The sequence below is a fragment of the Methanosphaerula palustris E1-9c genome (genome assembly GCF_000021965.1).
GTDB classification, from domain to species: Archaea; Halobacteriota; Methanomicrobia; order Methanomicrobiales; family Methanospirillaceae; genus Methanosphaerula; species Methanosphaerula palustris.
This window is the reverse complement of record NC_011832.1, coordinates 22838-41434: the sequence shown is the minus strand read 5'-3', so window position 1 is coordinate 41434 and position 18597 is coordinate 22838. Positions and strand designations below refer to the sequence as shown.

Sequence of the window (18597 nt, the reverse complement as noted above, 5' to 3'; positions counted from 1 at the left end):
ACCGGATCGGATCTTTTCATAAGCCGACCGGCCGATACCCATCGGGTTCTCCGGCTCGTCGTCTTCGTCAAGACCTTTTTTAGTCTCTCTACCACTGAAGGGGGCCGATGATGACAGGACCAGAAGAGGTCCGAGATAGTATATCTCATAGATATCTCATCTTTTATCGTTTATCATGAACCGGGTATCCCCCGGACGATCAGGTCTTCGACAGGGGGTGATCATGATGCATCGATATCTTACCGAAATTGTGGGCAGGATCCCGGCTTATGAGTGAAATGATCAGGAGATCGTCCCCTTGCATATCACCATTATAAATACTAATAGTTTAGACATTTTTTTATGGTCAGTACATTCTCACGGAGCCTCTCCCGAAAAAAAGTGATGAGCAATGATGGTATGGTGATAGGCACCCTCAAGAACGTGATGGTTGACCTGGACAGCGGGCAGGTGATCGATCTGATCGTGAAGCCTGACAGCACCTTCGATGCGACAGGATACCGGATCGACGGCGATCGTATGATGATCCCCTTCGAAGCGGTCAAGGATATCAAGGACTATATCGTCGTGGATCGGTTCCTCTCCAAGTCACCGTCTGCATAATCCATATCTTATAACCGATTCAATAGACCTTTTTTTGGGGGGGGACTATCTCACGTCAGGCTCTCTCAAAAAGGGACGGGAGGGCGTGCCTGACCGCCTCCACAAATCCTTCGCCATATCGTGCAGCGGTCACATGGGTGGCCGCCGTCTGGACGGCCGGCCTGGCGTTGGCGACCGCGATACCGGTGCCGGCCCACTGCAGCATCGGGATGTCGTTCTCTGAGTCTCCAACTGCAAGGATCTGATCTGCAGGGAGAGCGAGTGTTAAAGCAAGTTCCTCCAGTGCCGTCGCCTTGCTGATAAAGAGCGACTGCAGATGGAGGGCAAACCCGGTGTCGAGCACCTGCACCGGGCTGTTCGAGAGGAGGATGCGGACCTCGTCCACCGGGACATTCCTGGCCAGCGCCAGATCGGCGAATCGCTCCTTCGCTCCGAAGAGTTCGAGGGCGATCCCCTGCTGGTCGAAGTGGGACTTGAGCAGGTGGTAGGCGTCCCAGCAGACCTGCTGGTCGCCCCGGACCTGCAGGTCCCCGGTGAACCCGATACGATACACCCCACCGTTCTCTCCGATGAACGTACCGTCGGTGCCGATCATCTTCGTGAGCGTATTCATAAAACAGGGGGTGTTGCCGCTGGCAAGCACCACCCTGACCCCGGCATCGACGAGCGTTCTGATACACTCGATCGCGCAGGTGCTGATCCGTCTGCGCTGATCAGTGATCGTCCCGTCGACATCGGTGACGACAGCCTTCAGCACGGCTTGAGACCACCCTCCTCCACCATGAAAGGGGCCTCCCCTTCAGGCAGGTTCGGACTGTCGACCAGCCGGGCGATACGCTTCCCGCCCTTGCTCTTGCGCAGGTAGAGCCGGAAGGTCGCGGTGTGGCCGACGATGTTCCCCCCGATCGGCTTGGTTGGATCCCCGAAGAAGACCGCCGGATTGGACATCACCTGGTTGGTGACCAGACCGACGGCGTTGTGCTCGTCGATCAGCTTGAAGAACTCGTGCATATGCCGGTTCAACTTCTGCTGCCGTGTGGCGAGGGTACCCCTGCCGGCGTACTCAGCCCGGAAGTGGGCGGTCAGCGAATCGATGATGAAGATCTTCACCGGGTGGTCGCTGTTCTTCAACTCTGCGGCAAGCTCTCGGGCCGTATCGATCAGCAGCATCTGGTGGTCCGAGGTGTGCGCCCTGGCCACATGGATGTTGTTGAGGAACTCCTCAAAGCTGGGGAGCTCAAGTTCAGGAAAGTCGAGCCCTGCCACCATCTGTTCGATCCGTTCAGGCCGGAACGTGTTCTCGGTATCAATATAGATCGCCGAGCCGTTCAGCCCGCCGACGCTCTCGGGGAGCTGGGCGTTCACGGCCATCTGGTGGACGATCTGACTCTTCCCAGACCCGAACTCACCGTAGACCTCGGTGATGGCCTGCGTCTCGACGCCACCTCCGAGCAGCTCGTCGAAGTCAGGGACGAAGGTCTTCAGCTTGCGCACATTCTTTCTCTGTTCAAAGACATCCTGTCCGGTCTTGAACCCCCCGATGTCGGCGATCTCACGTGCAGCCTTGATGATCTTCTTGGCTGACGCCTCGCCGATCTCTGCAGCCTCTGCAAGTTCGGTCGGGGAAGCCGTTGCTATACTCTCAACGGTTAAAAATCCTGCATCGCGGAGCTTCTCGGCCGTAGTCGGGCCGACACCGGGCAGGTCTTCAATTTCAAGCGGTCCTGCTGCCATGTAATGTACCTCCGGGCGCGTGCCCCTGGCACCGGCCCGTATCGATAGTCGCCGGGCGCCGATCAGGCATTCCCGGTTTCACCATATATACTATGCACCTTTCAGCATATAGCCAGACGACCATGCAGGGTGAAAGTAATCGATCCTGTTCTGGAAGAGTATCGTTACCCGTCGATAAGATGTCTGATCCGCTCTTTCACGGCAGCATAGTCAGGAACCAGCAGCCGGGTGCTGGCCGGGGTCAGCCGGTAACCCTGTAACACCCCGGTCACCTCCACCGTTCGGCCATGCGGCGCCCCGCCGGTCAGCAGGTACCGGCCGTCGTCGGTATCCAGGAAGGTACCCGCCCTGGTCACGATCACCGTCCCGGAGAAGATCACCTCCTCGGGCGGGGGTGCCGGGGTGATGATCACGCTCCCCCAGCCGGCACTCAGTTCCAGGGAACCAGAACGACCGGTCCGGGCCGAAAGGTGGTAGAGAGAGAGAGCCTCCCCGACACTGATCCCCTGCAGGGCATGGTCCCCCCAGAGCACCACCGGCACCTCCGTCTCCTTATCCCCGATGATCAGGTTCCGCACCCAGGAACGGGATCCGTTCCTGGTCACGAACTCCCGGGCCGGCTGGATCGCGTGGACCGTCCCGGCAACCGAGAAGGTCTGGTCCGGGACCAGCGCCGAGAGCGGGGTCAGGGGCACCGTCACCTCCTGATCGGTGGCCGTGATCTCCCCGGTCTCGCTGATCATGTACTCCGGCCGTTCAGAGCGGTGGTTTCGGGTCGCCCCGACCAGCCGGATCACCTCCCCGGCCGTGAACCCGTCGAGGAGCGGGGGGTACCAGCAGACCAGCCGGGCCGTCCCGGCCTCGGTACCGATCAGGGCCCCGACCATCTCCCCGGTCGTCCCGTCCCGCCGCGAGAAGGTCCGCAGCTCCTCCAAAGCCAGCAGCCTGACGACCAGTTCTGGAGGGGCATCCTCCCCCTCCTGCACAGGCTGCGGCGCCTGGCACCGGATCTCGCAGGCCGCCTTCTGCATGGCCATCAGGGTGAACTCGCCGGCCCGCCGCTCAGATCGTTTCGCGATGATCTCAAAGACCTCGCCAACCTCGAGTTCTGCCGCGGCCTCTGCCCGCTCGTCCCAGAGGGTCACCTCGATCCTGCCCGACTCGTCCCCAACGGTCATCGTCGAGACCATCCCTTCGCTCCCGTCCTTCCGGGTGAACGCGCGCGGAGGGGTGACTGAGAGGAGCCTCGCAAAGAAGAGGACCAGGCTGGACCGGCCGGCCAGGTCCCGGATCTTCTGATGCTGACGGCCAGCGTCCCGGACCACCAGCATCGCCGCGGTCTGCTCGTCGATCAGGTCGCCGCAGGCCGCGATCTGCGCCTCGACCTTCGCCTCGAATTCGGACCCGGTCATCAGATCGTCGACCAGGGCATAGTGAAACTGCATGGGAAGAGACTCGTCTGGTTTAGAGCCAGGGAGGGGTGACCATCGAGGCCAGCAGGTCGTCGACCGTCTCTGCCCTGCGCATCAGGGCGGCATCCCCACCCCGGATCAGCACCTCGGCACACCGGGGCCGGCTGTTGTACTGCGAGGACATCGAGAACCCGTAGGCCCCGGTGTCCAGCACGGCGACGAGGTCGCCCTCCTGGACGCCCGGCAGCGCCCGGTCAACCGCCAGCAGGTCACCGGTCTCACAGATCGGCCCGGCGACCGTGTACGTCCCGGCTATCGGCTGGTCGGCCCGGTTGGCCACGACGATCTCATGGTAGGAGTCGTACATCACCGGCCGAATCAGCAGATTGAACCCGGCGTCCACGTTCACGAACGTCTTGTGGGCCTTCTTCACCGAGTTGACCGTGGCCAACAGCACCGTCGAGTCGGCGACCAGGGACCGCCCCGGCTCCACCCAGAGTTCTGGGTGGATGTTGCACTCTTTTATCCCGGCCAGAAATACCGGCATTACGGCTGCTGCGTACTCTGCCGGCGACGGCGCCGTCTCGGAGGTGTGGTTATACGGGATCCCGAGGCCGCCGCCCAGGTCCAGAAACTCGAGCTTGATCCCGAGGTCGGTGATCTCCCTGGCGATCCTGACCATCACCTCGGCCGCCTTCGCAAAGGGGGTGACGTCCAGGATCTGCGAGCCGATATGGCAGTGGATCCCAACCGGTTTTATGTTACTGCAGGCGAGCGCCTCAGCATAGGCCGCCGGGATCTGCTGATGCGGGATCCCGAATTTGCTGGAGGCGAGGCCAGTGGCGATCTTGGGATGCGTCGGCACTTCGAGGGCCGGGTTCACCCGAAACGCGATCTCGGCGACCTTTCCGGCCTCAGCCGCCACGGCGTCGAGTTGGTGGAGCTCGTCGAGCGAGTCCACCGAGACCCGGATCCCAAGCTCCACCGCAAGGGCGAGGTCCATGAGGGTCTTGGAACTGCCATTGAAGAGGAGCTTGTGCGGGTCCATACCGGCCTTCAGGGCCAGCGCCACCTCCCCTGATGAGAAGACATCGGCGCCAGCCCCTTCTGAGGCCAGGATCTGGAAGACCGCCAGGTTGCCGTTCGCCTTGGCCGCGTACAGCACCGATATGTCAGAATAATACGAGGAGAGGGCGTCCCGATAACCCTGCATCTGCGTTCGGATCCGGTCCTCGCTGGTCACGTACAGTGGGGTGCCATACTGCTCGGCCAGGTCCACGCAGTTCTGTCCCTCGATAAAGAGATCGCCGCCCCTGATCGAGAAGTGTGGGGGGAGGATCATCGGCTCATCCCCGCGATCCGGTCGAGGGCTTCCTGGATCCGCTCCACCGGTCGGGTAAGGGCGAATCTGACGTAGCCTTCACCCGACGAACCAAACCCGAGCCCGGGCGTCGCCACGATCCCTGCCTCGTTCAGCAGTCGGGCCGCAAAAGCCATGCAGTCGTCGACCGGCATCCAGACATAGAAGGTCGCCTTCGGAGCGGTCACCTGGTAACCAAGGGATCGGAGTCCATTGACGAGTACGTCGCGCCGTTCCTTATAGACTGCACAGGCCTCGCCGATACATTCCTGCGAGCCGGAGAGGGCCGCGATACCGGCATGCTGCACCGCATCGAAGACCCCGGAGTCTACATTGGTCTTCACCCGGCCGAGGCCGGCCAGGATCTCGGCGTTGCCGACGGCCATCCCGAGCCGCCAGCCGGTCATGTTGTAGGTCTTGGAGAGGGAGTGCATCTCGACACCGACCTCCATCGCCCCGTCGGCCTTGAGGAACGAGGGGGACTTGTAGCCGTCGTACGAGATCTCAGAATAGGCGTTATCGGAGACGACGACGATGTTGTGCTCGCGGGCGAAGGCGACGACCTCGTCATAGAACTTCATCGGGGCGACCGCCGAGGTCGGGTTGTTCGGGTAGTTCAGGAAGAGGAGTTTCGCCTTCGCAACGACCTCCTTTGGGATGTCATCGAGGACCGGCAGAAACCCTGCTTCAGCAGTGAGCGGCATCTCATGGATCGTCCCCTCGGCGAAGAGGGTCGAGGTCCGATAGACCGGGTACCCTGGGCTAGGAGCCAGCACCACGTCGCCGGGGTTGATGAAGGCCTCGGGAATGTGGGCGATCCCATCCTTCGAGCCCATCAACGAGAGGATCTGATCTTTCGGGTCGAGGGTGACATGGAACCGGTGCTGGAACCAGTCGGCGACCGCCGAGCGGAACGCCGGCAGCCCGGCGTACGAGGGGTAGTGGTGGTTCTTCGGGTCCCGTGCGGCCGTGCAGAGGGCCTCAACGATGTGGGGCGGAGTCGGCAGGTCCGGGTCACCGACACCGAGGTCGATGATATCGACGCCCTGCTCAATCTTCTCTGCCTTCATCGCATCGATACGGGCGAAGAGATAGGGTGGGAGAGAACCCATGCGCTGTGCATACATTGCTGATCTATTGGTGGTTCACCGATAATTAACCTGACAGATCAAGGACATTCCCCTGGCTGGTTGGGGGCAGGATTTAAGCCGGTGGCGGTGTTCTCTCTGTCTATGAATGACGAGTGCGATGGAAAGGGGGGTGCAGTCGTGATCCTCTCGACCGCACCGGCCAGCGAGGCGGGCGACCTGGCCAGGTACCTGGTCGAACGACACCTGGCGGCCTGTGTGAATGTGATACCGGTGCAGTCCTTCTACCGCTGGGAGGGAACTGTTCACCACGAACCTGAAGAATTGCTGATCATCAAGACCACCGCCGACCTGACCGAGCAGATAACTGTGGCCATCTGCAGCCACCATTCCTATCAGGTTCCCGAGGTGATCGCCCTGCCGATCATCGGTGGGTCGGTCCCATACCTCGACTGGGTGAGGGAGATGACCGGAGAGCCGCCGGTGTGATCCACATACCCTGCTACAGAGAACTGGACCATCACGGAGATGATGCCGGAGTTCGTTGCCTCCAGAGTCGATCCTCAAGAAGATCAAATCAGCACGTTTAAACTCAGTGGAAACAGTGATCCATCTATGGATCAGATGATTCAATTGTACCATCGCGCCATCGTGATCTGTTCGATCACAGCGGCAGGAATCGCAGAAGAAGAGAGCAGGTATTGCGCCCGTGAGAGGGGATTGATATGATTCCCCGCTCTTCACTCCTGATTGCACTGCTGATCGTCGCCCTCATCCCCACCGGGGTCATGGGCGCAGATCAGACGCTGATCGGCGGGGACCGGGGATACTATCTGGTCCACGCCGGCGTTGATGGGGCGACCGTCACTTTCGACGGCACGGTGATGGGAACGACACAGAACGGCGTACTCAAGGTGCAGGTATACACCACCGCCACACCGTACCGGAACTTCACTGTCACCAAGGTGGGGTATCAGACCTACAATGGTCAGATCACCGACTACCCGGCAAAGGACCAGACCGTCGACCTCATAGCAACCCTTCAGCCTCTGACCACAACGACCACCACCACGCAGACGCTGATCGGCGGGGACCAGGGATACTATCTGGTCCACACGGGCGTTGACGGGGCGACCGTCACCTTCGATGATACCGTGATGGGAACGACACAGAACGGTGTGCTGAACGTCCCGGTCTACACCACTGCCACACCGTTCCGGAACGTCACCGTCACCAAGGCAGGGTATCAGACCTACAACGGACAGATCACCGATCATCCAGCCAAGGGCCAGACCGTCGACCTCTATGCGACACTCCAGCCCCTGACCACCACCACAGTCACTGCCACTGCCAACGCCACCACCGCGCAGACGCTGATCGGCGGGGACCAGGGATATTATCTGGTCCATGCCGGCGTTGACGGGGCGACTGTCATCTTCGATGGCACGGTGATGGGGACGACACAGAACAGCGTACTCAAGGTGCAGGTATACACCACCGCCACACCGTACCGGAACTTCACTGTCACCAAGGCAGGGTATCAGACCTACAACGGTCAGATCACCGGCTACCCGGCAAAGGACCAGACCATCGACCTCTATGCGACTCTCCAACCCCTGACCACCACCGCCTCGAACGATGACACCTCGGTGATCGGCGGAGACCAGGGATGGTATCTCGTCCACTCGAACGTCGACGGGGCATCGATCGCCTTCGATGGAACGGCCAAGGGAACGATTCAGGGAGGGGTCCTCAAGGTACAGGTCTATACCACCGGTACACCCTATAAGACCTTCACCGCCACCAAGAACGGATACCAACCCTTCTCCGGCCAGATCACCTCAGTACCCTCCAAGGGCGGGATCATCGATCTCTATGCGAACCTGACTCCGCTCTCCACGACGACCACCACCAACACCACTACAGTCCAGACCACCACCAACACCCTGATCGGGGGAGACCAGGGATGGTACCTCATCCACTCCAATGCCGAGGGGGCCAACGTCTCCTTCGACTCCACCCCTGAAGGGACCATCACCAACGGGACCCTGAAGGTGATGGTGTATGTCACCGGCACCCCATTCAAGAACATCACCGTCACCGGGGAGGGATTCTCTCCCCTCACGATTAACATCACGACCCATCCTGCCAAAGGAGAGACCGTCGACATCATCGCGAACCTGACACCCCTCACCCCTACGACGACCCAGAAGTCAGGGCCTGAACTCCTGCCGCTGCTGGTTGGGCTCGGGCTGATCGGGCTTGGCCTCCGCAGAAAGGAGGAGTGAAAGGAGGGTATTATCTCTCCCCCCACGATACTAGAGTACATGACCCGGGTCTCTGGGGCAGGCGCTGCCCCGGACAGCCCGGACTGGAGTGCTGCAATGGATACAGAAACCACCACAGGAGAGAACGCACCGACCGCACTGATCCTGCTCGGGTGCCCGCAGGTGCCGGTGCAGACCAGTCTCGCGATCTATCTCTGCCACGCCCTCAAAGCGCACGGGGTCCTGCCAACCATCGCCGGGACCACCTCGGCTAGAAAATTGATCGACGTCGCCGACCCCGAAGGGCACTACATCGGAACTTCCATCGACCTCGACGCCTGTATTGCGGCGATCGCAGAGAAGGAACGCGACTTCGACGAGATCTTCGTCTTCGTCCACAACGACGGCGGGGTCTCATACGCTGGCACCATGTCGGCCATCTCCAGTGGAAGACTGATCGCCGTCATCTATGGCGAGCATGCCGAGGAGGTGGCGGCCACGATCACCTTCCCCTGCGAGAAGGTCGTCGCAAAGGCCGTCCATAACCCGATGCCACTGGTGCATAAACTGAAGGAGGTACTGGCATGAGCTGCATCGACAACATCAACTACGAGGTCCTCCTCCAGGGGGCCTCGTTCAAGGAGAGCAGCGAGTACATCAGGGCGCACTTCTCCGAGTACTACGAGGTCCAACCTGGGTATCGGCTCTTCGAGAGTTACCTGATCGGGGTGCCCCCAGTCACCATCGGCGTCGATGGCGACGATGTGATCTTCCCGTACACCAAGCCCTGCCGCGGCACCTTCCTCCTCCGGGCGGAAGGAAAGGAGGAGATCGAGAAGCTCCGGGCTCTCCCCAAGCAGAAACGCTGAAGCGAAGAGATTCACTCTTCTTTTTTATCACATTTGATTCAAGGAACTCAAAAAAGGTCGATTCCAGAGTTCCTGGCTCTTCGGCCAGACCCTGGGATCATGAAGTTTGGGGGGCTTCGCCCCGCCAGGCTCTCTGCCCACTGATGAAAAATCGGGGTAAGGGGTTGGACTTCAGTAGTCCATGCCACCCATACCGCCCATACCCGGTGGCATGCCGCCCATTCCACCTGGTGGCATGCCTTCTGGGGCTGCTGACTTGGACGATGCGATGACATCGTCGATTCTGAGGATCATCACAGCTGCCTCTGCAGCGCTGGAGATGGCCTGGGTCTTGACCCGCAGCGGCTCGATGACCCCTGCTGCCAGCATGTCCCCTGCCTTGCCTTCGTAGACATCGAGACCTGCGGTCTTCTGTCCCTTCTCATGGGCTGCACGGAGCTCGACGAGCATATCGATGGGGTCGAGCCCTGCATTCTCCGCAAGGGTCCTCGGGATGATCTCAAGGGCGCTGGCGAAGGCTTCGATGGCGAGCTGTGCGCGGCCACCGACGCTGGACGCATAGATCTTCAGGCGCTGGGAGAGCTCGGTCTCTGGTGAACCGCCGCCGGCGACCAGCTTCTTGTCCTCGATGACGACGGAGACGACCCTGATAGCATCCTCCATCGCACGCTCGAGCTCGTCGACGACGTGCTCGGTCCCACCGCGGACGATGATCGAGACCGCCTTGGGGTTGGAGCACTCGGTGACGAAGATCATCTCTTCGCCGGAGACCTTCTTCTCCTCGATGAGCCCTGCAGTGCCGAGCTCGTCCTTGCTGATCGCGTCGATCGAAGAGACCATGGTGGCACCGGTCGCACGGGCCAGCTTCTCCATGTCGCTCTTCTTTACACGGCGGACCCCGAAGATCTTTGCCTTCGCAAGGTAGTGCTGGGCAATGTCGTCGATACCCTTCTGACAGAAGAGGACGTTCGCGCCGCTGGCGATGATCTTCTCGACGATGGTCCGGATCATCCGCTCTTCCTCGTCGAGGAATGACTGGAGCTGGTCTGGGCTCGTGATGTTGATCTCAGCATCGACTTCGGTCTTCTTGAACTCGACCGCTGCATTTAAGAGCAGAATCTTCGCGCCGACGACCTTCTTTGGCATCCCTGGGTGGACGCGTTCCTTGTCGATCAGCATCCCCTCGATGATCTCGGAGTCCTGGATCGAACCGCCGACCTTCTTCTCCACCTTGATGTTGTCCTTGTCGACAGTGCCATCCTCTTCGGCGACCATCGTGACTGCCCTGACGACCAGGTCGCAGAGCTTGTCCTTGGCAGCCTCTGCACCCTTGCCGGTCATCGCGGTCTCTGAGATCTTCTTCAGCATTGCGAGGTCAGTGGCCTTCACCGGGATCGCAATCTCGGCGAGGATCTCCTGAGCCTTCTCTGCTGCCATCCGGTATCCGTGAGCGATCACGGTTGGGTGAACGTCCTGGTCAAGAAGGTCTTCTGCACGCTTTAAGAGTTCGCCGGCGATCACGACAGCGGTCGTGGTTCCGTCACCGACTTCATCGTCCTGGGTCTTAGCGACCTCGACCATCATCTTTGCGGCCGGGTGCTCGATGTCCATCTCCTTGAGAATTGTGACACCGTCATTGGTGATTACGACATCACCGATGGTGTCGACGAGCATCTTGTCCATGCCCTTTGGTCCGAGCGTGGTCCTGACTGCATTCGCAACAGCCTTGGCTGCATTGATGTTGTTCCCCTGCGCGTCGCGTCCACGAGTCCGTGAACTCCCTTCCTTAAGAATAAAGATTGGCTGTCCTGCAAGCTGTTGAGACAAAGTTATCACCTTATGTAGCGATAAATTTGGTTTGTGGTTCTATATAAAAATTTCGTCTAATCGAAGAGTTCAATCAGTTCCTCGCCGTCCTCGATGTCATGAAGTTCCTCCTCGCCGATAATCAGCGTCTGCCCGACCTTCTTCCGGATCGAACCATCGATCGCCACGCACATCGCGTGCGTATGCGTGATCGCAGAGAGATTTCCGATCAGACCGGCGCGCTTGACCACCTTCTGCGCCGTACCGTACCCGGTCAGGATCATCTCCCCTTCAAAGGTGGCCAGCGCCTGAAACGGTGCACGCCGGAGCGCATGCAGCTCGAGCCCGATCCGCTCGAGCACGGCCAGTGCCTGGACAGGGAGCCGTTCCTGTGGCTTATTTGCAAAGTGGGAGGTGTACTTCAACAGGTCGATCGACTCAATCACCCCCGAGTCAAAGACCTCCTCGATCTTGATGGCGATCTCGAGCGTGGTCCCCATCCCGCTCTCGTACTTGCTGATCGTCCGCCGCGAGACACCGAGCACCGCACCCAGATCCCCGAGGGACATGTTCCGTTGCTCGCGCAGCCCCCGGAGGACATCCCCGTTGATATTCACGTACAGCCCCCCTGGAGAGGCGTAGACCAGCGGCGGGATCCCGTCGACCAAGTAGTCGTACAGGGTCTCGGGGTTGATGGCGATGATCCCGTACCGCAGGTAGACCGCACCCCGCTCAAGATCCGTATCCCGAGCCCGGCCGCCGATGATCAACGGAGAACCTTCGAGATGACCGGCAATCAGGTCGAGGTCCCTTGCGATCTCTTCAGAGACATTATCGATCGGGGACGAGACCTTGATGATCAGCAGCAGGCCGCCCTTCTCAGCGATGAGGTCAAAACTACGTGGACGTATCGCACATCGTTCCGAGACCTCATAACCGGCGATCAGCAGCACGCTGATCGCCTTCTGGAAGAGCCGATCCTGCACCATTGACCTGACGAATGCATATAGGCCCAACGGGCTAATAAAGAATAAGGTTATGATCATCGGGATCGACGACACCGATTCACGGGAGGGGATGTGCACCACCTACCTCGGGGCGGTGCTGATCAGCCGGCTGAAGAAGGCTGGGTTTACGGTCAGAGAGGTCCGGCTGATCCGGCTGAACCCCAACGTCAAGTTCAAGACCAGGGGAAACGCAGCCATCGCCATCGAGGCTGATGGAGATCTGGAGGAGGGGTTCGCACTCGCCTGTGCTGCCGTCGAGGAACTGGCGGAGTTCGATGGGGTCGAGACGAACCCCGGCGTGGCGGTGGTGGCTGAACGGCCCGACCCTGCCTTCTATCACCAGGCACTGCAGGACTTCTGCACGATCGCCGAGGCAGAGGCGGTGCTGGAGACCTGGGGCGCCCGGTACCGGGGCTATAAGAACAGGAGAGGACTGATCGGGGCGGCAGCGGCGATTGCGAGCGACCTCCCCGATTCGACCGCCGAACTGCTCGCCTACCGGGACCCGTCCTGCTGGGGGACCCACCGACAGATCGACGAAGAGTCCTTCTTTACGGCAGAGGCGGCGACCTTCCCGCAGACATGGGACACGGTGGATACGGTGAACAGCACGGTGGTCTGCGTGCCGCACACCCCCGACCCGGTCCTCTTCGGAATCCGGGGGGTCTCACCTGCCTGGGTGACGCTGGCCAGGTCGTACCTGGAGACCGAACTGCCAGCCCTCGAGCAGATCTACCGGACCAACCAGGGAACCGATGCCCACCTGGTCGAAGGGGTGATCGGCAGACTGCTCGACGGGCGGTCGTACCGTCTGGACGGGACCGTCACCGCAGTGCCAGTCACCGGCCAGGGCGGGCATGTGACCCTGCTCCTCGAAGGGGAGGACGGTGCGACCCTGCCGGCAATGGCCTACGAACCAACAAAGGGCTTCCGCGACATCATCCGAGCCCTCATCCCGGGAGACCAGGTGGCGGTGACCGGGAGTTACAAGGGGGGATCACTGAACCTGGAGAAACTGCAGGTCCGGACGATGGCTGACGCAGTGACCCGCCGGCCGCCGCTCTGTGCTGCCTGCACCCGGCGGATGACCAGTGCAGGCCGCGGACAGGGGTACAAGTGCCGGCACTGTGGCGAAAAGAGCGCAGAGCCCGAGGTGAAGATGCAGCAGCGAACCCTCGCCTGCAGATGGTACGAGGTACCTTCGGTGGCTCGCCGGCACCTGGCAAAGCCCCTCTGCAGGGGAACCGGCCCTGCTCCGGACCCCTGCCCTGAACAGTGAACCTGGGGGCTGCGAGGAGTTATCTTTGATGAGGACCAACATTCCTGCATCCGCAGGTGGCGACTATGAAGGGATGCAATGAGCCGGTCAAACAGGCGCACCTCACAGCAGGGATGAGCGTCGGGGCGCTCGTCGCCGCACTGAGAGGGGCTGGGGCGTACAACGGGGGATCGCTGGCGGAAGCGGTGACGATCTATCGCAGGATGCTTGAGGACACCGAGACGACCAAGTTCTTCGGCCTCGCCGGAGCGATGGTCCCGGCAGGGATGGGCGGGATCGTATCGGACCTGATCCGGGACGGGCATATCGACCTGCTCGTCTCCACCGGTGCGAACCTGACCCACGACGTGATCGAGGCGATCGGCTGCCACCACTACCATGGCACGGCCGACTGCTCGGATGTCGAACTCCTCCACGAAGAGATCAACCGTATCTACGATGTCTTCCTCCCAAACGAGGCCTTCATCCACTTCGAGGAGTTCATGCAGGAGGTCTACGGGGATCTCGAGGAGGGCTCGGTGATCTCGATCAGTGAACTCCTGCGGCATATCGGCCTCCACCTGAAGACCGGGATCCTCGCTGAGGCAGCCAGGGCCGGCATTCCGGTCTACTGCCCGGCCCTGCAGGACTCGATGCTCGGGCTGCAGTACTGGCTCTTCTCTCAGACGCACAAGGTCACCATCGACGCCTTTAAGGACATGCCGGCCCTGCTCGACCGCTGTTTTGCGACCGAAAAAGCCGGCGCCTTTCTGATCGGCGGCGGGGTGCCGAAGAACTTCATCCTCCAGTCGATGCTAATGACCCCGAATGGCTTCTCGTACGCGGTCCAGCTGACCGGCGATCGACCCGACCTCGGCGGTCTCTCCGGGGCGACCCTCGACGAGGCCAGGTCCTGGGGTAAGATCACCGAGGAGGGGCAGGCCGTCACCGTCTATGCCGACGCGACGATCACCTTCCCGTTGATCGTGGCCGCAACCCTCGAGGAGATGCTCCATGGCTGATCTGATCCTCGCCCTCGACCTGCTCGACCCGATGTATGCCCGCGAGGTGGCCGAGTCCTGCGCGGCCTCGCTGGACGCCATCAAACTCGGCTACCCACTGATCCTCTCGGCGGGTCTGGGCGTCGTCAAGGACCTCGCCGACCTCGGGTTGCCGCTGATCGCGGACTTCAAGGTGGCCGACATCCCCAACACCAACGGGCTGATCGCCAACCAGGTCTTCTCGGCCGGGTTCGATGCGATCATCTGCCACGGATTCACCGGCAGAGACGCCGTGGAGGCCTGTGTAGACGCGGCCCATGCCTATGGTGGAGAATGTTTCGTGGTGGCGGAGATGTCCCACCCAGGGGCCCTCTCGTTCTTCTCCCGCGGGGTGGCCGAGCAGATCGCAACCCTGGCGGTGGAATGCAGGGCCGACGGGATCATCGCCCCGGCCACCCGACCGGAACGGATCCGGGCCCTCCGCAGTGTGGTCCGATCGAGAAAGATCTACAGCCCCGGCATTGGTACGCAGGGCGGCGACCTTCGTTCGGTGCTCCCGCTGGTCGAAGGGGTGATCGTCGGCAGGACGATCTACGGGGCGGCTGACCCTGCAAAAGAGGCAGCAGTGATGGCAGCGATCGTCAATGATGAACGATCATCCTGATCAGTGATGAACCCTATGAGTCTGCTGAGATGATCGAACCATTGCTGATCTTTTTTGAGGCTGAAAGTTTTAAAAGCAGTCTCTCCCATTGAATACTATGGAATGGAGCGAGGAACAGCGGAAGCTCGCCGCAAAATACCGCAAACTCACCGATACCCCCCTGGAGGAACGGCGGTACAAATGTCACACATGCCATCTGATCGTGGACGAGAGCCCATGCCCGAACTGTGGCGAGGCACACCCAGAGATCATGTGTCCGCTCGACCACTGCCACTGTTCACATGAGGTGCTCGCAGGGATCGAGTACTGTCCACTCTGTGGGGCGGCGGTCTGTCCGGATTGCGGGTCCCACGATGTGGTGCAGATCAGCCGGGTCACCGGCTACCTTCAGGATGTCTCCGGCTGGAATGCAGGAAAACAGCAGGAACTGAAGGACCGGGTCCACTACACCATTGCATGAGATATTATCTCGACGATACCACCCTTTTTCTCCGCGGTCATTTCACGGTTGCAGTCCAGCATGATCCAGCCCTGCTGATGACCGTCCCCCTGGTGATGATCAGGGTCACATCCGTAGAAGAGAAGGACCAGAGCCGGGTTGAAGAACTGACTGCAGCCAGAGCCGGGATGGTTGGACCAGTGTACACCCTCTTCTCGGCAGGGATGATCAACACCGCCGCGGTCGCACGCTGTGATCAGGTGACCGCCTTCGCCCATGCTGGGCCGTCATCGGTGAGTGTGGTGATCGTCTCAAATCGGGCCGGACCGGGTCTGCTGGCCGGGATCCTGGAGACTGCCGTAGCCGCAGTCGACAGGGTGCTCGAAGAGGCTGGAACGCCAGGGTACCGGGTGGAGGTGGTGGCGGCCACCGAGGAAGAAACAGAATCTCCGGCCAGGACCGGCCAGGACGCGCAGGTGACGGCTGCGGTCATCGAAGCGACAGGGACAGCGCTTCTTCGGCGCTCGCTCTCCCTACCGAAGGACCAGACCGCCCTGAGCCGGCCGGCCTTCTCGATCTACAGCCGGTTTGGTGGGAACCACTGGGTGACCTGGCAGCCTGAAGGTTGTCCGTACTACCCGTGTCATATGAAGGGGCAGTCCTGCAGGTACTGTTACTGCCCGTTCTACCCCTGTAATGACGATGAACTCGGCCAGCAGGTGATCGCTTCAAGTGGGAAGACGGTCTGGAACTGCAGTGAGTGCACCCTGGTGCACGAGCCGGTGGTCGCCGATTACCTGCAGAGGAATCCGATGGCCTCGCTCAACGAACTCAAACAGGTGCACCGACACCTGATCGGACAATCCAAAACCTGACGGTCAGAAGATCGCATGAACATAGACAGGTGTCTCTACACCAAAAAAAGAGGGTTACTGGGAGATGCCGAGGGCCGCGACGAGCTCGTCGAGCGGAATGCCATGTGCGATCGCCGCTTCCTTGATCGATTCGCCCTTGGCGATCGAGCACCCTACGCAGCCCATCCCGAACTTGAAGAGGATCGCTGTCGATTCCGGCTTCTCCTGGAGGAGATCATAGATTGTGCTGTCAGCTGTTAACGCCATACCTGTACTGTGAATACAGGTTCGTTTAAACATCTGTCGATTCCGGCAGATGACAGGGTAAGGACAACTCATTTTCACCCCGCAGCGTTGAGGGTATTTATCCTGACAGATCCATTCCTAACGTGGAGATGTAAGTATGGATATTTCCGTAATAGCTGAGAGAATCTCCCAGAAGATTCAGTCCAAAGGCAAAAACCCCGACCAGGCAGCGATCGAAGCGAAGCTCCGCCGCCTGATCGAGGAGTTTGGGGTCCAGCCTGCCGAGGCAGAGCGGACCGTGATGAACGAACTCGCCAAGGAGTTTCAGTTGACCGGCGTGGTCAGCATGGCTTCAGACCTCCGTGGCCTGGGTGAGGTGCTTCCAGGTGAGTGGGTCACGATCGAAGGGAAGGTGGTCTCCCTGACCATCCCACGTACCCCTGCGATCGGACAGACCGGGATCCTCGCGGACTCCACCGGGGCGATGCAGTTTGTGATCTGGGCCAAGGCAGGAGCGCCACTCCTCGACTTAGGGGAGTGGTACAAACTCGAATCAGCTGTGGTCGACGAGTTCCGGAGCGTTCCGAATGTGAAGGTTCATTCCGGAACGACCGTCAGCCATGTCACCCATGATCAGCCACTCGTGCCGACGATAATCCCCGTGCAGACCCTCCATCCAGGGGTCGGCAGCGTGCGGGTGAAGATGGTGCAGGAGTGGGAGCCCTCGCATGAACGGATGCTGCAGACCGGGATCATCGGCGACGAGTCCGGGACGCTGAAGTTCACGATATGGCGCGAGGAAGGAGAAGGAAAGGAGAAGCTCCTCCCTGACACCGTCTACAATATCTACTATGCTCAGGTCGACGAGTACAACGGCCGTCTCTCGCTGAACCTGAACAGCGCGACTGTCATCCCTGACGAGGGGGATATCGAGGTCGGAACCGGGGGAGCAGCCTTCTCAGGGGCGCTCGTCCACATCAGCCAAGGTTCCGGGCTGGTCAAGCGCTGTCCGGTAGAGGGGTGCAACCGGGTCCTCTCCAGGCAGAACTACTGCCCAATCCACGAGATGCAGCCGGAGTTCCGGTATGACCTCCGGATCAAGGGTGTGCTCGACGACGGCGAGAAGACCAGGAACGTGCTGATGCAGCGCGAGGTGACCGAACAGGTGACCGGGATGACCCTGGAGGCTGCTCAGGAGATGGCAGAGAACAACCCGCTCGGAGCTGATGAGGTTTTTTATCACCTCTGCAACACCGTGATGGGCAGGTACCTGACCTGCAGAGGCCGGGAGATGGATCAGGTGATGCTGGTCAACCAGTGCGAACCGCAACACCTGGACCAGACAGCCCTGGCTGCGCTGATCAACCGTGCCGGAGGTGAACAGGCATGACCCCAGAGAAGAGTGCACCATTCCCCCGGCGAGAGCAGCGGTTCGAGCGGGAGCCGGCACGGCGGGTCTTTGCACAGGAACTCCGCGAGACCAGGTATCAGTTCAAGGAGGGGACCGAAGAGAAGAGCCCGACCTTCGTGCTCCTCCCGACAGGCGAACGCTGCAACCGGGTCTTCCTGGTCGGGACGATGACCGAAAAGCAGCGGCAGGGCGAACAGAACGCCTTCTACCGGGCACGGGTGGTGGACCCGAGCGGGACCACCTTCATCATGGCTGGCAACTACCAGCAGGAGGCGATGCTCCAACTGGCAAAGATTGAGACTCCGGCCTTCGTCGCCGTCATCGGCAAGCCGAACATCTACGAGACCCCTGACGGAACCAAGCTCATCTCGGTGAAGGCCGAATCGGTGACGGTCGTGGACAAGGAGACGAGGGATCTTTGGGTGCTCGATGCGGCCGCAGCGACGCTGAACCGGATCGATGCCTACGGCACCACCCCCGATTCAAAGACGGCCCTAGAGCAGTACACCCAGGACCCTGCCCAGTTCAGAAGCATGGTCTACAACGCCCTGACCCAGATGAACATCTGATCAGGTCCC

Annotated in this window: 20 protein-coding genes; 12 read left to right on the top strand and 8 right to left on the bottom strand. The window is 60.7% G+C overall.

All coding sequences use genetic code 11. From position 1 onward, the window contains the following. Window positions 1–342 precede the first annotated feature (342 nt). Complete coding sequence (locus MPAL_RS00220) at window positions 343–603, top strand: PRC-barrel domain-containing protein (protein ID WP_012616757.1); 261 nt, start codon at window positions 343–345, stop codon at window positions 601–603. A gap of 55 nt (window positions 604–658) precedes the next feature. Here MPAL_RS00220 and MPAL_RS00215 read toward each other — a convergent pair whose 3' ends face one another. The 5 genes from MPAL_RS00215 to MPAL_RS00195 form a co-directional block, all read right to left on the bottom strand. Next, window positions 659–1360, bottom strand: a complete 702-nt coding sequence (locus MPAL_RS00215; protein WP_012616756.1) for a phosphoglycolate phosphatase — start codon at window positions 1358–1360, stop codon at window positions 659–661. Further along, window positions 1354–2337 carry a DNA repair and recombination protein RadA gene (gene radA / locus MPAL_RS00210; protein ID WP_012616755.1) on the bottom strand — a complete coding sequence of 328 codons (984 nt, stop codon included), beginning with the start codon at window positions 2335–2337 and terminating at the stop codon, window positions 1354–1356. The genes MPAL_RS00215 and radA overlap by 7 nt, the downstream gene beginning before the upstream one ends. A 164-nt stretch (window positions 2338–2501) precedes the next feature. After that, window positions 2502–3782, bottom strand: coding sequence for an OB-fold nucleic acid binding domain-containing protein (locus MPAL_RS00205; protein WP_012616754.1), 1281 nt, complete (start codon window positions 3780–3782; stop codon window positions 2502–2504). A 19-nt stretch (window positions 3783–3801) separates the two neighbouring features. After that, window positions 3802–5091: a diaminopimelate decarboxylase gene (gene lysA, locus MPAL_RS00200; protein ID WP_012616753.1), complete on the bottom strand. Its 1290-nt coding sequence runs from the start codon at window positions 5089–5091 to the stop codon at window positions 3802–3804. Continuing rightward, window positions 5088–6236 carry an LL-diaminopimelate aminotransferase gene (locus MPAL_RS00195; protein ID WP_012616752.1) on the bottom strand — a complete coding sequence of 383 codons (1149 nt, stop codon included), beginning with the start codon at window positions 6234–6236 and terminating at the stop codon, window positions 5088–5090. The genes lysA and MPAL_RS00195 overlap by 4 nt, the downstream gene beginning before the upstream one ends. A 105-nt stretch (window positions 6237–6341) precedes the next feature. Here MPAL_RS00195 and cutA point away from each other — a divergent pair, with 105 nt between their 5' ends. From cutA to MPAL_RS00165, 4 genes are all read left to right on the top strand, one after another. Then, window positions 6342–6686 (top strand): divalent-cation tolerance protein CutA, encoded by a 345-nt coding sequence (gene cutA, locus MPAL_RS00190; protein WP_012616751.1) that lies wholly within the window; start codon window positions 6342–6344, stop codon window positions 6684–6686. A 236-nt stretch (window positions 6687–6922) separates the two neighbouring features. Then, window positions 6923–8485 (top strand): hypothetical protein, encoded by a 1563-nt coding sequence (locus MPAL_RS13990; RefSeq protein WP_012616750.1) that lies wholly within the window; start codon window positions 6923–6925, stop codon window positions 8483–8485. A 39-nt stretch (window positions 8486–8524) separates the two neighbouring features. Beyond that, window positions 8525–9052: a DUF1890 domain-containing protein gene (locus MPAL_RS00170; protein ID WP_236610404.1), complete on the top strand. Its 528-nt coding sequence runs from the start codon at window positions 8525–8527 to the stop codon at window positions 9050–9052. Beyond that, window positions 9049–9333 carry a DUF1894 domain-containing protein gene (locus MPAL_RS00165; RefSeq protein ID WP_012616748.1) on the top strand — a complete coding sequence of 95 codons (285 nt, stop codon included), beginning with the start codon at window positions 9049–9051 and terminating at the stop codon, window positions 9331–9333. The genes MPAL_RS00170 and MPAL_RS00165 overlap by 4 nt, the downstream gene beginning before the upstream one ends. A 171-nt stretch (window positions 9334–9504) precedes the next feature. Here MPAL_RS00165 and thsA read toward each other — a convergent pair whose 3' ends face one another. Both thsA and MPAL_RS00155 read right to left on the bottom strand, forming a co-directional pair. Then, window positions 9505–11160 carry a thermosome subunit alpha gene (gene thsA, locus MPAL_RS00160; RefSeq protein WP_012616747.1) on the bottom strand — a complete coding sequence of 552 codons (1656 nt, stop codon included), beginning with the start codon at window positions 11158–11160 and terminating at the stop codon, window positions 9505–9507. Window positions 11161–11216: 56 nt separating this feature from the next. Beyond that, window positions 11217–12128: a transcriptional regulator gene (locus MPAL_RS00155; RefSeq protein ID WP_012616746.1), complete on the bottom strand. Its 912-nt coding sequence runs from the start codon at window positions 12126–12128 to the stop codon at window positions 11217–11219. Window positions 12129–12177: 49 nt separating this feature from the next. Between MPAL_RS00155 and MPAL_RS00150 the strand changes: the two genes are divergently transcribed. From MPAL_RS00150 to MPAL_RS13985, 5 genes are all read left to right on the top strand, one after another. Further along, on the top strand, window positions 12178–13425 hold the full coding sequence (locus MPAL_RS00150) for a tRNA(Ile)(2)-agmatinylcytidine synthase (protein WP_012616745.1): 1248 nt from the start codon (window positions 12178–12180) through the stop codon (window positions 13423–13425). Window positions 13426–13490: 65 nt separating this feature from the next. Then, a complete protein-coding gene (locus tag MPAL_RS00145; protein WP_012616744.1) occupies window positions 13491–14426 on the top strand; it encodes a deoxyhypusine synthase in 936 nt (311 codons plus the stop codon). Further along, window positions 14419–15069, top strand: coding sequence for an orotidine-5'-phosphate decarboxylase (gene pyrF / locus MPAL_RS00140; protein ID WP_012616743.1), 651 nt, complete (start codon window positions 14419–14421; stop codon window positions 15067–15069). The genes MPAL_RS00145 and pyrF overlap by 8 nt, the downstream gene beginning before the upstream one ends. Window positions 15070–15166: 97 nt before the next feature. Then, complete coding sequence (gene nrdD / locus MPAL_RS00135) at window positions 15167–15529, top strand: anaerobic ribonucleoside-triphosphate reductase (RefSeq protein WP_012616742.1); 363 nt, start codon at window positions 15167–15169, stop codon at window positions 15527–15529. Beyond that, window positions 15526–16383, top strand: coding sequence for a cysteine-rich small domain-containing protein (locus MPAL_RS13985; protein ID WP_012616741.1), 858 nt, complete (start codon window positions 15526–15528; stop codon window positions 16381–16383). Before nrdD ends, MPAL_RS13985 begins: the two co-directional genes overlap by 4 nt. A gap of 54 nt (window positions 16384–16437) precedes the next feature. Here MPAL_RS13985 and MPAL_RS00125 read toward each other — a convergent pair whose 3' ends face one another. Next, on the bottom strand, window positions 16438–16629 hold the full coding sequence (locus MPAL_RS00125) for a DUF1858 domain-containing protein (protein WP_012616740.1): 192 nt from the start codon (window positions 16627–16629) through the stop codon (window positions 16438–16440). 136 nt (window positions 16630–16765) lie between these two features. Here MPAL_RS00125 and MPAL_RS00120 point away from each other — a divergent pair, with 136 nt between their 5' ends. Both MPAL_RS00120 and MPAL_RS00115 read left to right on the top strand, forming a co-directional pair. Further along, window positions 16766–17998 carry a nucleotide-binding protein gene (locus tag MPAL_RS00120; protein WP_012616739.1) on the top strand — a complete coding sequence of 411 codons (1233 nt, stop codon included), beginning with the start codon at window positions 16766–16768 and terminating at the stop codon, window positions 17996–17998. Then, window positions 17995–18588, top strand: a complete 594-nt coding sequence (locus MPAL_RS00115) for an RPA family protein (protein WP_012616738.1) — start codon at window positions 17995–17997, stop codon at window positions 18586–18588. Before MPAL_RS00120 ends, MPAL_RS00115 begins: the two co-directional genes overlap by 4 nt. Window positions 18589–18597 lie beyond the last annotated feature (9 nt).

What these genes read in the sequence shown, in the direction of transcription:
- cutA (WP_012616751.1), top strand. Translation starts at nt 6,342, where the DNA reads ATGAATGACGAGTGCGATGGAAAGGGGGGTGCAGTCGTGATCCTCTCG.
- MPAL_RS00220 (WP_012616757.1), top strand. Translation starts at nt 343, where the DNA reads ATGGTCAGTACATTCTCACGGAGCCTCTCCCGAAAAAAAGTGATGAGC.
- radA (WP_012616755.1), bottom strand. Translation starts at nt 2,337, where the DNA reads ATGGCAGCAGGACCGCTTGAAATTGAAGACCTGCCCGGTGTCGGCCCG.
- MPAL_RS00115 (WP_012616738.1), top strand. Translation starts at nt 17,995, where the DNA reads ATGACCCCAGAGAAGAGTGCACCATTCCCCCGGCGAGAGCAGCGGTTC.
- nrdD (WP_012616742.1), top strand. Translation starts at nt 15,167, where the DNA reads ATGGAATGGAGCGAGGAACAGCGGAAGCTCGCCGCAAAATACCGCAAA.
- lysA (WP_012616753.1), bottom strand. Translation starts at nt 5,091, where the DNA reads ATGATCCTCCCCCCACACTTCTCGATCAGGGGCGGCGATCTCTTTATC.
- MPAL_RS00165 (WP_012616748.1), top strand. Translation starts at nt 9,049, where the DNA reads ATGAGCTGCATCGACAACATCAACTACGAGGTCCTCCTCCAGGGGGCC.
- MPAL_RS00170 (WP_236610404.1), top strand. Translation starts at nt 8,525, where the DNA reads ATGACCCGGGTCTCTGGGGCAGGCGCTGCCCCGGACAGCCCGGACTGG.
- MPAL_RS13985 (WP_012616741.1), top strand. Translation starts at nt 15,526, where the DNA reads ATGAGATATTATCTCGACGATACCACCCTTTTTCTCCGCGGTCATTTC.
- MPAL_RS00145 (WP_012616744.1), top strand. Translation starts at nt 13,491, where the DNA reads ATGAAGGGATGCAATGAGCCGGTCAAACAGGCGCACCTCACAGCAGGG.
- MPAL_RS00195 (WP_012616752.1), bottom strand. Translation starts at nt 6,236, where the DNA reads ATGTATGCACAGCGCATGGGTTCTCTCCCACCCTATCTCTTCGCCCGT.
- MPAL_RS00205 (WP_012616754.1), bottom strand. Translation starts at nt 3,782, where the DNA reads ATGCAGTTTCACTATGCCCTGGTCGACGATCTGATGACCGGGTCCGAA.
- MPAL_RS00155 (WP_012616746.1), bottom strand. Translation starts at nt 12,128, where the DNA reads ATGGTGCAGGATCGGCTCTTCCAGAAGGCGATCAGCGTGCTGCTGATC.
- MPAL_RS00150 (WP_012616745.1), top strand. Translation starts at nt 12,178, where the DNA reads ATGATCATCGGGATCGACGACACCGATTCACGGGAGGGGATGTGCACC.
- MPAL_RS00125 (WP_012616740.1), bottom strand. Translation starts at nt 16,629, where the DNA reads ATGGCGTTAACAGCTGACAGCACAATCTATGATCTCCTCCAGGAGAAG.
- MPAL_RS00120 (WP_012616739.1), top strand. Translation starts at nt 16,766, where the DNA reads ATGGATATTTCCGTAATAGCTGAGAGAATCTCCCAGAAGATTCAGTCC.
- MPAL_RS13990 (WP_012616750.1), top strand. Translation starts at nt 6,923, where the DNA reads ATGATTCCCCGCTCTTCACTCCTGATTGCACTGCTGATCGTCGCCCTC.
- pyrF (WP_012616743.1), top strand. Translation starts at nt 14,419, where the DNA reads ATGGCTGATCTGATCCTCGCCCTCGACCTGCTCGACCCGATGTATGCC.